This window comes from Streptomyces sp. NPDC091649 (assembly GCF_044756785.1).
Taxonomy (GTDB): domain Bacteria; phylum Actinomycetota; class Actinomycetes; order Streptomycetales; family Streptomycetaceae; genus Streptomyces.
Genome location: NZ_JBIVTR010000009.1, coordinates 270,524 through 283,795 on the forward strand (window position 1 = coordinate 270,524; position 13,272 = coordinate 283,795).

The 13,272-nt window shown below is 69.3% G+C and carries 4 protein-coding genes, 1 tRNA gene and 1 rRNA gene; 1 reads left to right on the forward strand and 5 read right to left on the reverse strand.

Annotated elements, in window-relative coordinates:
* Positions 1 to 176: 176 nt before the first annotated feature.
* From ACIQMU_RS18215 to ACIQMU_RS18225, 3 genes are all read right to left on the reverse strand, one after another.
* Complete coding sequence (locus tag ACIQMU_RS18215) at positions 177 to 3,011, reverse strand: DNA translocase FtsK (protein ID WP_402689212.1); 2,835 nt, start codon at positions 3,009 to 3,011, stop codon at positions 177 to 179.
* 179 nt (positions 3,012 to 3,190) lie between these two features.
* Positions 3,191 to 3,874 (reverse strand): two-component system response regulator, encoded by a 684-nt coding sequence (locus ACIQMU_RS18220; protein WP_402689213.1) that lies wholly within the window; start codon positions 3,872 to 3,874, stop codon positions 3,191 to 3,193.
* A gap of 244 nt (positions 3,875 to 4,118) precedes the next feature.
* The gene (locus ACIQMU_RS18225) at positions 4,119 to 9,563 is read right to left on the reverse strand and encodes a HAMP domain-containing protein (protein WP_352241874.1); all 5,445 of its coding nucleotides are present in this window, start codon (positions 9,561 to 9,563) and stop codon (positions 4,119 to 4,121) included.
* 425 nt (positions 9,564 to 9,988) lie between these two features.
* Here ACIQMU_RS18225 and ACIQMU_RS18230 point away from each other — a divergent pair, with 425 nt between their 5' ends.
* Positions 9,989 to 12,616, forward strand: coding sequence for a SpoIIE family protein phosphatase (locus tag ACIQMU_RS18230; RefSeq protein WP_352241873.1), 2,628 nt, complete (start codon positions 9,989 to 9,991; stop codon positions 12,614 to 12,616).
* Between the two features lie 68 nt (positions 12,617 to 12,684).
* On the opposite strand, the gene ACIQMU_RS18235 is transcribed toward ACIQMU_RS18230, so the two are convergent.
* Positions 12,685 to 12,757 (reverse strand) — tRNA-Thr (locus ACIQMU_RS18235).
* Between the two features lie 249 nt (positions 12,758 to 13,006).
* Positions 13,007 to 13,123, reverse strand: a 5S ribosomal RNA gene (gene rrf / locus ACIQMU_RS18240).
* Between the last annotated feature and the right edge of the window lie 149 nt (positions 13,124 to 13,272).

Below are 13,272 nucleotides of genomic sequence, written 5' to 3' on the forward strand. Positions count from 1 at the left end.
CGGGGCGGAGCGGCGACGGAGCACGGCCCCGATCGAGGACTGGGCAACCGGGAGTGGGCCGAACGGGGTGGGAGTGCGGGCGGGGTGACGACGGAGCGAGCTGCGGGGAGGGGCAAGGTGCTGTCCCTCCCTTCAACTGGACGTACGACCGTACGAAACGGTTGCCCACAAAACCTTTACGGAGCGGATTCCCCGCGGATGACGGCCAACACCCCGTCGAGCTCGTCGGGTTTCACCATGACGTCGCGCGCCTTGGAGCCCTCGCTGGGTCCGACGATGTTGCGGGACTCCATCAGGTCCATCAGGCGGCCCGCCTTGGCGAAGCCGACCCGCAGCTTGCGCTGGAGCATCGAGGTGGACCCGAACTGCGTGGAGACGACCAGCTCGGCGGCCTGGCAGAGCAGGTCCAGGTCGTCGCCGATGTCCTCGTCGATCTCCTTCTTCTGCTTCGTCCCCACCACGACGTCGTCCCGGAAGACCGGGGCCATCTGGTCCTTGCAGTGCTGCACGACGGCGGCGACCTCGTCCTCGGTGACGAAGGCGCCCTGCATACGGGTGGGTTTGTTGGCCCCCATCGGAAGGAAGAGCCCGTCCCCCTTGCCGATGAGCTTCTCGGCGCCGGGCTGGTCGAGGATGACCCGGCTGTCGGCGAGGGAGGAGGTGGCGAAGGCGAGCCGGGAGGGCACGTTCGCCTTGATCAGGCCGGTCACCACGTCGACCGAGGGCCGCTGGGTGGCGAGCACGAGGTGGATGCCGGCCGCGCGGGCCAGCTGGGTGATGCGGACGATGGAGTCCTCGACGTCGCGCGGGGCCACCATCATCAGGTCGGCCAGCTCGTCGACGATCACCAGCAGGTAGGGGTACGGGGACAGTTCCCGCTCGCTGCCCTCGGGCGCCTTGCACTTGCCGTTGCGCACCGCGTGGTTGAAGTCGTCGATGTGCCGGTAGCCGAAGTTGGCGAGGTCGTCGTAGCGCAGGTCCATCTCCCGCACGACCCACTGGAGCGCCTCGGCCGCCTTCTTGGGGTTGGTGATGATCGGGGTGATGAGGTGGGGGATGCCCTCGTACGCGGTGAGCTCGACGCGCTTGGGGTCGACGAGGACCATCCGCACGTCGTCCGGGGTGGCCCGCACCATGATCGAGGTGATCAGGCAGTTGATGCAGGAGGACTTGCCGGAGCCGGTGGCGCCGGCGACCAGGACGTGCGGCATCTTCGCGAGGTTGGCCATCTCGTAGCCGCCCTCGACGTTCTTGCCGAGCGCCACGAGCATCGGGTGGTCGTCCTCGGCGGCGTCCGCCAGGCGCAGCACATCGCCGAGGTTGACCATCTCCCGGTCGGAGTTGGGGATCTCGATGCCGACGGCGGACTTGCCGGGGATCGGGGAGATGATCCTTACGTCCGGGCTCGCCACGGCGTACGCGATGTTCTTGGCCAGTGCCGTGATCTTCTCGACCTTCACGGCGGGGCCGAGCTCGATCTCGTAACGGGTGACCGTCGGGCCCCGGGTGAACCCGGTGACCGCCGCGTCGACCTTGAACTCCGAGAAGACGTTGGTCAGCGAGGCGACGACCGCGTCGTTGGCGGCACTGCGGGTCTTGCCCGGTCCGCCTCGCACCAGCAGGTCGAGCGAGGGCAGCGCATAGGTGATGTCGCCGGACAGCTGGAGTTGCTCGGCGCGGGCGGGCAGCCCCTCGGAACGCTCCGGAGCGGGTTTCGTCAGGTCGGGAACGGCACCGGACCGGTCGGAGGTGTCGCCGGAACGGTCGCCTCGGGCCGCTTCGCCGGCGGGCCGGCGCCCGGCCCCGGCCTTCCCCGCGCCGTCCCGCTCGGCCTCGCGGGCCCCGGGGACGGGCGTGCCGGTGCGCTCCCGGTCCACGGAGACGCCCTGGGTCAGGTCGGCGACGATCGGCGAGGGCGGCATGCCGTTGAGCACGGCCCCGTCGAGCGCGGCGGCAGCGGCGGCCGCGACGTCCACCGCGTCCAGCGGCCGGTCCACCGCGGGCTGGGCGGAAGACCTGCGGGGCCTCCCGCGCTGGGTGAGCGCGTCCGCCTCGGCCCGCTCGTGGTCGTGGAGCGGGTCCGCTTCGGTGCGCCGCGCCCCGCGCCTGCGGTGCCGCTCGGGCAGCGCCTCGCGCCACTGTTCGTCGTAGCGCTCGTCGTCGTCCTCGTAGCCCTCGTCGGCCTCCGGCGCCGCTTCCACGATGCCGAGACGGACTCCGAGCCCACGCAGCCGCTGGGGAATGGCGTTGACCGGGGTGGCGGTGACGACGAGGAGGCCGAACACGGTCAGCAGCACCAGCAGCGGTACCGCCAGCACCTCGCCCATCATGAAGATCAGCGGCTTGGAGGTGGCCCAGCCGACCAGCCCGCCCGCGTCCTGCATCGCCTCGGTGCCCGCGTCCCGGCCCGGCGAACCGCAGGCGATGTGGACCTGACCGAGGACTCCGAGGACGAGGGCGGACAACCCGATGACGATGCGGCCGTTGGCCTCCGGCCGCTCCGGATAAAGGATCAGCCGCACCGCCATCGCGCCCAGCAGGAGTGGCGCGAGCAGGTCGAGCCGGCCGAAGGCCCCGGTCACCAGCATCTCGACCAGGTCGCCGACGGGCCCCTGGAGATGGGACCAGGTGCCCGCGGCGACGATCAGCGCCAGGCCGAGCAGCAGCAGCGCGAGCCCGTCCTTGCGGTGCGCGGGGTCGAGTCCCTTGGCCCCGCGCCCTATCGAACGGAACAGCGCGCCGACGCCGTGCGCCGCTCCGAGCCAGACCGCCCGCACCAGCCGGTAGATGCCCCCGGTGGGGGACGGTGCGGGCCGGGGGGCGGGCTTCTTGGCCGCCGCCTTCTTCGCCGGGGCCCGCTTCGCCGGAGCCTTCTTCGCGGGAGCGGCGGACTTCTTCGGCGCGGTCTTCTTGGCGGGCGCGGCTTTCTTCGCCGGGCCCGAGGTACGGCCGACGCGCTTCGCGGTGCCCGCCGTGCCCTGGGAACCCTTGCCGGACGTACGTGAGGCCATGGTGCCGAGGTTACCGCTGTCGTCGCCCGTGAACACGTTCGCCTACTGGTTCACCCGACCGTGTCGCCCTCGGGCGGCCGGGAACTGACGCGGCCTCACCGTGACCACGTGGTCTGCGCGGTGAAGCGGCGCCGGCCTCCGGTGTCATCGGCACGGAACTCCCGGCATCCGGTGAGGCGTCAGTTCTGTGCGGGCAGGACGCCCGTGTTCCCGCCGGTTCCCGGCTCCAGGGCGTCGAGCGCGCGGCGCAGGCCGGTCAGCTTGCGTTCGAGGTGGGCGGCGGTGGCGACCGCCGCGGCGTCCGCGGATTCGTCGTCGAGCTGCTTGGAGAGCGCTTCCGCCTGCTCCTCGACCGCCGCGAGCCTTGCGGAGAGTTCGGCCAGCAGGCCGGTCGGCTCCCTGTCGTGCTCGCCGCCCGCGTGGCCGTCGCCCTCCAACTGGAGCCTCAGCAGAGCGGCCTGCTCGCGGAGCTTGCAGTTCTTCATGTACAGCTCGACGAAGACCGAGACCTTGGCCCGCAGCACCCATGGGTCGAACGGCTTGGAGATGTAGTCCACCGCGCCGGCCGCGTAACCGCGGAAGGTGTGGTGCGGACCGTGGTTGATCGCGGTGAGGAAGATGATCGGGATGTCCCGGGTCCGCTCCCGCCGCTTGATGTGCGCGGCCGTCTCGAATCCGTCCATGCCCGGCATCTGGACGTCCAGCAGGATGACCGCGAAGTCGTCCGTGAGCAGCGCTTTGAGCGCCTCCTCCCCTGACGATGCCCGGACCAGTGTCTGATCGAGCGCAGAGAGGATGGCCTCCAGCGCCAGCAGATTCTCCGGCCGGTCATCGACCAGGAGGATCTTGGCCTTCTGTACCATGGCCCGCCCTCCTCGCCCCGGAAATGCACCGGGTGCCGCCCCAGGGGACGACTCCCTTACGCCGTCCGTCCTTGTGCCGGTCATGGTAGCCGCACCCCGCCCGTCACCACACCCTGTCACCGCGATGTCACTGTGCACATACCGCAAACGCGGTGGGAGACCAGAAGGTTCCCCGGACGCAGCGGGTTCACACCCGTTCGAGCACAGTCGGTCAACAAATTACGCAGATTCATGCATCTCTCGATCACTCTCCGTGCATCCACTGCTCCATCACCGCGAGCAGATGATCAGGATCGACCGGCTTCGTCACATAGTCGGAAGCACCGCAATCGATGGCCTTCTCCCGGTCGCCCTTCATCGCCTTCGCGGTGAGCGCGATGATCGGCAGCCCCGCGAACTGCGGCATCCGCCGGATCGCGGTCGTCGTCGCGTAACCGTCCATCTCGGGCATCATGATGTCCATCAGCACGACCGTCACATCGTCGTGCTGCTCCAGGACTTCGATGCCCTCACGGCCGTTCTCCGCGTACAGCACCGCCAGCCCGTGCTGCTCCAGCACGCTCGTGAGCGCGAAGACGTTACGGATGTCGTCGTCGACGATGAGCACCTTCTCACCGCGGAAACGGAATGTCCGCCGGGGCGCCGGCTCCTCCGCAGGCTGCCCCTGGCCCTGGCTCTCGGCCTGGCCGCCCCGCACCCACTCCTCCTGCTGCGCGGCGTTCTCGGGCGCGGTGCGACCGGCCGGCAGTGCGGCCCTGCGGGCCGCGTCACCCAGGGCCTTGCGCCGCCGGAACATCCCGGCGGAGTTGGCCGGGTCGCCGAACGGAGCCGACTGGCCCTGAGCGTGCCCCAGCTCGCCCGCTCCGCCCAGCGCCTCGGCCGAACCGGAACCCGCCGGGGGGTAGCCCTGGGGCGGCAGTTCGGCGCGGTGCAGCGGCAGGTACAGAGTGAAGGTGGAGCCGCGCCCCGGCTCGCTCGCGGCGTGGATCTCGCCGCCGAGCAGCCGTGCGATCTCCCGGCTGATGGAGAGACCGAGGCCGGTTCCGCCGTACTTCCGGCTCGTCGTGCCGTCCGCCTGCTTGAACGCCTCGAAGATCACCAGCATCTTGCTGGACGCGATCCCGATCCCCGTGTCGGTGACCGAGAAGGCGATGAGGTCGGCGTCCGCGTCCCGCAGCGAACCCGCCTCCAGCAGGTGCTCACGGATGCCGTTGGGCACATCGGCTCCGGCCGGCCGGATCACCAGCTCCACCGCACCGCTGTCGGTGAACTTCACCGCGTTGGACAGCAGGTTGCGCAGCACCTGGAGGAGGCGCTGCTCGTCGGTGTGCAGCGTCGCGGGAAGCTCCGGCGACACCCGTACGGAGAAGTCGAGCCCCTTCTCCGCGGTGAGCGGGCGGAAGGTCGCCTCCACATAGTCGACCAGCTGGACCAGCGCGATCCTGGTCGGGCTGACGTCCATCTTGCCCGCCTCGACCTTCGACAGGTCGAGGATGTCGTTGATCAGCTGGAGCAGGTCGGAACCGGCCCCGTGAATCGTCTCGGCGAACTCCACCTGCTTCGGCGAGAGATTTCCCTCGGCGTTGTCCGCCAGCAACTTGGCCAGGATCAGCAGCGAGTTGAGCGGCGTACGCAGCTCGTGCGACATGTTCGCCAGGAACTCGGACTTGTAGCGCATGGAGACCGCGAGCTGCTCGGCGCGCTCCTCCAGCACCTGCCGTGCCTCCTCGATCTCGGTGTTCTTCACCTCGATGTCGCGGTTCTGCTGGGCCAGCAGTTCGGCCTTCTCCTCCAGCTCGGCGTTGGACGCCTGGAGAGCCTTCTGCCGGTTCTCCAACTCCTGCGAGCGGTCGCGCAGTTGCTCGGTCAGCTCCTGCGACTGCTCCAGGAGCTTCTCGGTCTTGGTGTTGACGCTGATCGTGTTGACGCTCGTCGCGATCATCTCGGCGAGCTGGTTGAGGAAGTCCCGCTGGATGTGGGTGAACGGCTGGAAGGAGGCCAGTTCGATCACGCCGAGGACCTTGCCCTCGAAAAGCACCGGCAGCACGATCACATGCGCCGGAGGGGCTTCTCCCAGTCCGGAGGAGATCTTGAGATAACCCGGCGGCACATTGTCCACCTGAATCGTCCGCTTCTCCTCAGCCGCCGTCCCGATGAGCGTCTCACCGGGCCGGAAGGAGGTCGGCATCGAACCCGCGGAGTAGCCGTAGCTCCCCCGCATCCGCAGTTCGTACGAGCTGGCCTCGCCGTCGTCCGGCCCCACCTCGTCCGAGTCGCCCGTCGCCATGGCCAGGAAGAACGCACCGTGCTGCGCCGAGACCACCGGCGTCAGCTCGCTCATGATCAGCGAGGCCACGTCGTCCAGATCGCGGCGGCCCTGCATCAGGCCGGAGATCCGGGCGAGGTTGCCCTTCAACCAGTCCTGTTCCTTGTTGGCGAGAGTGGTGTCGCGCAGGTTGGCGATCATCGTGTTGATGTTGTCCTGGAGGACCTGGATCTCGCCGGCCGCGTCCACGTCGATCTTCAGGTTCAGATCGCCGCGGGTCACCGCGGTGGCGACGGCCGCGATGGCCCGCACCTGACGGGTCAGGTTCCCGGCCATCTCGTTCACCGACTCGGTCAGGTCGCGCCAGGTGCCGTCCACGTCCCGCACCCGCGCCTGACCGCCCAGCTGCCCCTCGGTGCCCACCTCACGGGCGACCCGGGTCACCTGCTCCGCGAACGAGGACAGCTGGTCGACCATCGTGTTGATGGTGTTCTTCAGCTCCTGGATCTCACCGCGCGCGTCGATGTCGATCTTCTTGGTCAGGTCGCCCTTGGCGATGGCGGTCGTGACCGTGGCGATCTGCCGCACCTGACCGGTCAGGTTGGAGGCCATCGAGTTCACCGACTCGGTGAGGTCCTTCCACGTGCCGGCGACTCCCGGCACCCGGGCCTGGCCGCCCAGCTCGCCTTCCGTGCCCACCTCCCGGGCCACCCTGGTGACCTCGTCGGCGAACGAGGACAGCGTCGTCACCATCGTGTTGACGGTGTCGGCCAGCTCCGCGACCTCGCCGCGCGCCTCCACGGTGACCTTCTTCGTCAGATCGCCGTTGGCGACCGCGGAGGAGACCCGGGAGATGTTGCGCACCTGGCTGGTCAGGTTGTTGGCCATCAGGTTGACGTTCTCGCTGAGGTCCTTCCAGATGCCGGTCGCCCCGCGCACCCGCGCCTGACCGCCGAGAATGCCCTCGGTGCCCACCTCACGGGCCACGCGCGACACCTCGTCGGCGAAGTTCAGCAGCTGGTCGACCATCGTGTTGACGGTCGTGACCAGTTCCAGGATCTCGCCCTTGGCGTCGACCGTGATCTTCTTCGAGAGGTCGCCCTTGGCGACCGCTGTGGTGACCTCGGCGATGTTGCGGACCTGGAGGGTCAGGTTGTTCGCCATGCCGTTGACGGACTGGGTGAGGTCCTTCCACGTACCGGACACGCCCTGTACCTCGGCCTGACCGCCGAGGATGCCCTCCGTACCCACCTCACGGGCGACCCGCGTCACCTGCTCCGCGAAGTTGGACAGCTGGTCCACCATCGTGTTGAGGGTGTTCTTGAGCTCCAGGATCTCGCCCCGGGCGTCCACGTCGATCTTCTGCGACAGGTCGCCCCGCGCCACCGCCGTGGCGACCTGCGCGATGTTGCGGACCTGAGCGGTGAGGTTCCCGGCCATGCCGTTCACCGAATCGGTGAGATCCCGCCAGACCCCGGCCACGCCGGGCACCTGTGCCTGACCGCCGAGCCGACCGTCGGTGCCCACCTCGCGGGCCACCCGGGTGACCTGGTCGGCGAAGGCGGAGAGCTGGTCGACCATGGTGTTGATGGTGTTCTTGAGCTCCAGGATCTCGCCCCGGGCGTCCACGTCGATCTTCTGCGACAGGTCGCCCCGCGCCACCGCCGTCGTCACCTGCGCGATCTGCCTCACCTGGGAGGTGAGGTTGCCCGCCATGAAGTTGACGGAGTCCGTGAGCTCCTTCCACGTACCCGAGACACCGTCCACCCGCGCCTGGCCGCCGAGGCGGCCCTCGGTGCCCACGTCCCGGGCCATCCGCGTCACCTGGTCCGCGAAGCTGGACAGCTGCGCCACCATCGTGTTGACGGTGTTCTTCAGCTCCAGCATCTCCCCGGCCACGTCCACGGTGACCTTCTGCGACAGATCACCGTTGGCGACCGCCGTGGTGACCTGGGCGATGTCCCGGACCTGACCGGTCAGGTTGCGGAACGCGGTGTTCACCGAGTCGGTGAGGTCCTTCCACGTGCCCGCCGCTCCCGGGACCTCGGCCTGGCCGCCGAGCCGCCCCTCGACGCCGACCTCCCGGGCCACGCGGGTCACCTCGGAACCGAACGACTGGAGCTGGTCCACCATCGTGTTGACGGTGTTCTTCAGCTCCAGCATCTCCCCGGCCACGTCGACCGTGACCTTCTGCGACATGTCACCGCTGGCCACCGCCGTCGTGACCTGGGCGATGTCGCGCACCTGCGTCGTCAGGTTCCGGAAGACCGTGTTCACCGAGTCGGTGAGGTCCTTCCACGTCCCCGCGGCCCCCGGGACCTGCGCCTGGCCACCGAGCAGGCCCTCGCCGCCGACCTCGCTCGCCACCCGCGTCACTTCGTCCGCGAAGGTGCGCAGCGTCTCGGTCATCTGGTTGATCGTCTCGGCGAGCTGCGCGACCTCGCCGCGCGCGCTCACCGTGACCTTCTGCGTCAGGTCGCCGCTGGCGACCGCCGTCGTCACCTCCGCGATCCCGCGCACCTGGGAGGTGAGGTTGCCCGCCATCGTGTTGACGGAGTCGGTGAGGTCCTTCCACACTCCGGCCACGCCCGGCACGGTCGCCTGACCGCCCAGCTCGCCCTCGGTGCCCACTTCACGGGCGACGCGCGTCACCTCGGAGGAGAACGAGGACAGCTGGTCGACCATCGTGTTGACGGTGTTCTTCAGCTGGAGCATCTCACCGGCCACATGGACGGTGACCTTCCGCGACAGGTCCCCCTTGGCGACCGCCGTCGTCACCAGCGCGATGTCCCGCACCTGGGCGGTGAGCCGGTACGCCATGGTGTTCACGGAGTCCGTGAGGTCCTTCCAGGACCCGGACATCCCGCGCACCTGGGCCTGCCCGCCGAGCTTGCCCTCGGTGCCCACCTCGACGGCGACCCGGGTCACCTGCTCGGTGAAGACCGACAGCTGGTCGACCAGGTTGTTGACCGTACGGGCGACCTTGAGGAACTCGCCGCGCAGCGGCCGCACCGTCTCGTCCGTCGTGTGCGACCGCAGCTCCATCCGCTGCTCCAGGTCACCGTCGGCGACCGCCGACAGCACGCGGCCCACTTCGGAGACCGGTCGCGCGAGATCGTCGACGAGCTCGTTGGAGGCGTCGATCGCGGCGGCCCAGGAGCCCTCGCAGGCGCCCGTCTCCAGCCGCTCCGTGAGCTTGCCCTCCCGCCCGACCACGCGCCGTACGCGCGCCAGCTCACCGGTGAGATGAAGATTCCGGTCGGCGACCTCGTTGAAGACCGCCGCGATCTCCTCCATCACGCCGTCGCCGGAGACGGTGAGCCGCCGGCGGAAATTGCCGTCGCGCATCGCCACGAGCCCCGCGAGCACTCTGTTCAGAGCCGCCGCGTCCACTTCGACGGTGCCATTGCGCTGCTTTTTCACGGACTGTCCGCCTTTTGTACGCGCCTTCGAACCCTGCGCCGCCACGCCAGACTCCACCGTGTCCCTCCCGCAGGGGTTGACCGTTTCACTCGGGCCTATCCGGAAGCTTGCCCAGTTCCACTTTGGCTCACCGCCACAGCACACCGTCAACGGGTGACCGGGCGGACGTCAAATCGTTGCAACGTACCAGGCCGGAACCGGTCGGCGGACCACCTGCCCCGGATGCCCCCCATCCCCCGCACCCGGAGTCCATACTTGTACGCCCGCGGACCACGGCGCGTGGACACCCGCGGGGCCACGGCCGGAGATACTGGTCCCGAACTGGGCCCTCGTGTATCCGGCACCCTTGACGAACGTCTAGCCTGGCAAGCGAATCGAAGCGGCGATAATCGGGCACAGGACTCGGGGAAGCGACGAGACACCATATGGGGAGTGCTGTGATCACCGCGCGCGCGGCCGCCACCTTCGAACCGGTCGGGCGCTCCGTCGCGACCGCCCGCGCATTCGTCCGGGACACGCTCCAGGGATGGGGCTACAACGATGTCGTCGACGACGCGGTCGTCCTCACCAGTGAGCTCGTGACCAACGCCGTCGTCCACGCGGGGACGGCGGCCGACGTGCTGTGCCTGCGCAGCGGGGACGGTGTCCGCGTCGAGGTCTCCGACCACTATCCGGAACGCGAGGTCCCGCTCCAGAGCAACGGCCTCGACTTCGGCAGCCCCGACCGCGAGAACGGCCGCGGGCTGCTCCTCTGCGCAGCCCTGGCCACCCGATGGGGCGTCGAGTACTCCCCCACCCGTAAACACGTCTGGTTCCAGCTGGACCTGCCGCACCGGCCGGTGGGCATCCGTTCCGCGGGCCCGGTCCTGCCGACCGCGCTTCTTCCCGTCACCGACCAGCGGGTCCGGGTCGCCGTCGTCCAGATCGACAGCACCGGCGCGATCAGCGCGTGGAACGACGACGCCGCGTATGTCTTCGGGCACACCGCGGAACAGGTCACCGGCAAGCAGTTCACCGACTTCGTGGCCTGGCCGCACACCCCCGGGACCAACACCGGCATCGCCGACGCCCTCCGGCTCTCCCGCTGGGAGGGCAGTTACGGAATCCGGGGCGCCGACGGCCGGACCATCGCCGTCTACTCCTCGCATCTACGGGTCCGCGACACCGGCGGCGAACCCTCCACGGTCTGCCTCCTCGTCCGCGACGACGAGCGCGCCGTGCTCCAGTCCCCCGTCCGTGCCCCGGTCTCCGACGCCTCCTCCGACAATCGCACCGCGGACCCGTTCGAGGTCTTCATCGGCTCACCGGCCCCCGACGATCTCGACGGCCTGCTCCAGCGGACGGTCGAGCGGGCTCGCGACATGCTCGACGCCGACGCGGCGTTCCTCCTGCTCGCCACGGACGACGAGACGGAACTGGAGGTCCGCGCCACGACGGGCCTCCCCTCGGCCCGGCAGCGTTTCGCCCGGGTTCCCGTGGAAGCGGGGACGGGACGCTACGGCTCCGCCCGGATGCCGGCGGTCCACGAGGACCTCACCGCCGTCCCCGGTGCCGTCCCTCTCCTCACCGACACCGGGATGCGCTCGGTGGTCACGGTCCCGCTGAAGGTCGAGGGCCGCCTGACCGGCTCGCTCGGCGTCGCGGCGGAGGGCGCGGGCCGCTATTCCAACGAGGAGGCCCTGCGCCTCCAGTTCGCGGCGGACCGCATCGCGCTCGCCGTGGAGTCCGCCCGTCTCGGTGAGCTGGAGCGGCTGCGCCGCGGTTCCCTGTCCTTCCTCGTCGAGGCTTCCGACCTGCTGGCCGGCACGCTCGACCGGGACCAGACCCTGGCGCTCATGGCCCAGATGACCGTCCCGACGCTGGCCACCTGGTGCGCCGTCTACACGATCGCGGATCAGTCGTCCGAGCCGTATCTCTCCTATGTGCTCCACGAGGACGAGGACCTCATCGACGGGCTCAAGGCCCTGCTCTCCAGGATCGCCCCGCCGGATCCGGTTCCCGCTCCGGGCGCCCGTGTCTGGGCCGCCCCCGCGGAGGCCGGTCACCGAGCGGCGCTGAGCACCTCGACCCGCAGCCTGCAGCGCGACGCGCCGCTGAGCATGAGCACGGCCACCCGCACCACGCTCGCCACGGCCCAGGCCGTCGGGGGCGAGACGGTGGTCCTCCCGCTGGTCGCCCGCAACCGTGTGATCGGCATGTTGACGCTCGGCAAGCCCTCCGACGACCACTTCCGCCAGGAGATCCTGGAACTGGCCGAGGACCTCTCCCGCAGGGCCGCCCTGGCCCTGGACAACGCCCGTCTGTACTCGGAGCGCATGGCGATCAGCCAGTCCCTCCAGCGCAGCCTGCTGCCCCCGGGCCTCCCCGACGTGCCGAACGTCGAGATCGAGGTCATCTACCGCGCGGCGGGCGAGGGCAACGAGGTCGGCGGCGACTTCTACGACGTCTTCCCGATCAGCGACGGTGCGTACGGCTTCGCCATCGGCGACGTCTGCGGTACGGGGCCGGAGGCGGCCGCGGTCACGGGCCTGGCCCGCCACGCGCTGCGCCTGCTGGCCCGTGAGGGCTTCGGCGGCCCCGCGGTCCTGGAGCGCCTCAACGCGGCCATCCTCGACGAGGGGGCCCGCAGCCGCTTCCTGACCCTTCTGTACGGCGAGCTGTGGCCCCAGGAGGACGGCAGCGCCCTTCTGAAGGTCGTCTGTGCCGGTCACCCGCTGCCGCTGCGGCTGCGCCAGGACGGCTCCGTCGAGGCCGCCGCGGAACCGCAGCCCCTGCTCGGTGTCATCGAGGACCTCGACCTGTACGAGCAGGAGGTCGTCCTCAACCCGGGTGACGTCCTCCTGTGCGTCACGGACGGCGTGACCGAGCGCCGCGAGGGAAGCCGCATGCTGGGCGACGACGGCCTCGCGGAGGTCCTGTCGACCTGTACGGGCCTGACGGCCGGAGCGGTGGCCTCACGCATTCTGCGGGCCGTGGAACGCTTCGCGGCCGAGCCGGCCTCGGACGACATGGCGATCCTGGCCATGCGCGTCCCGGTACCGCCCCTCGCCTGACCCTCGAAGTCGTCTGGCCCTCAAAGCGAAAGGCCCCCGCCTATGGCGGGGGCCTTTCGCTTTCTCTGAGCCCCAATGCGGAATCGAACCGCAGACCTTCTCCTTACCATGGAGACGCTCTACCGACTGAGCTATTGGGGCCTTGCTGCGCTGTGGCAACGAGGTAAACCATACACGGGATCCGGGGATGCTCATAATCGGTACGGCCCCGGGCTCGCACTCCTTCGGCCGCCCTTCCGGCACACCTTCCGCAAGGCTCCGGCCGGCCTCTTCGAGAGGCTCGCACCACAGCCGGGGGTCAGGGGCCGGGGTTCGCCGGCGAGGCACCGTTAGATGTTCAGAACGCAGAAAAGCCCCGTGCCAATGGCACGGGGCTTTCCCGGAAAAATTGTTCGGCGGCGTCCTACTCTCCCACAGGGTCCCCCCTGCAGTACCATCGGCGCTGAAAGGCTTAGCTTCCGGGTTCGGAATGTAACCGGGCGTTTCCCTAACGCAATGACCACCGAAACACTATGAAATTTGAACGCTGGCATGAACACAGCTGTTCGTTATTTCAGAACTAACACAGTGGACGCGAGCAACTGAGGACAAGCCCTCGGCCTATTAGTACCAGTCAGCTCCACCCCTTACAGGGCTTCCACATCTGGCCTATCAAC

Bases quoted from the DNA above. Each gene is read 5' to 3' on its own strand.
- ACIQMU_RS18215 (WP_402689212.1), bottom strand. From the start codon at position 3,011: ATGGCCTCACGTACGTCCGGCAAGGGTTCCCAGGGCACGGCGGGCACC.
- ACIQMU_RS18220 (WP_402689213.1), bottom strand. From the start codon at position 3,874: ATGGTACAGAAGGCCAAGATCCTCCTGGTCGATGACCGGCCGGAGAAT.
- ACIQMU_RS18230 (WP_352241873.1), top strand. From the start codon at position 9,989: ATGGGGAGTGCTGTGATCACCGCGCGCGCGGCCGCCACCTTCGAACCG.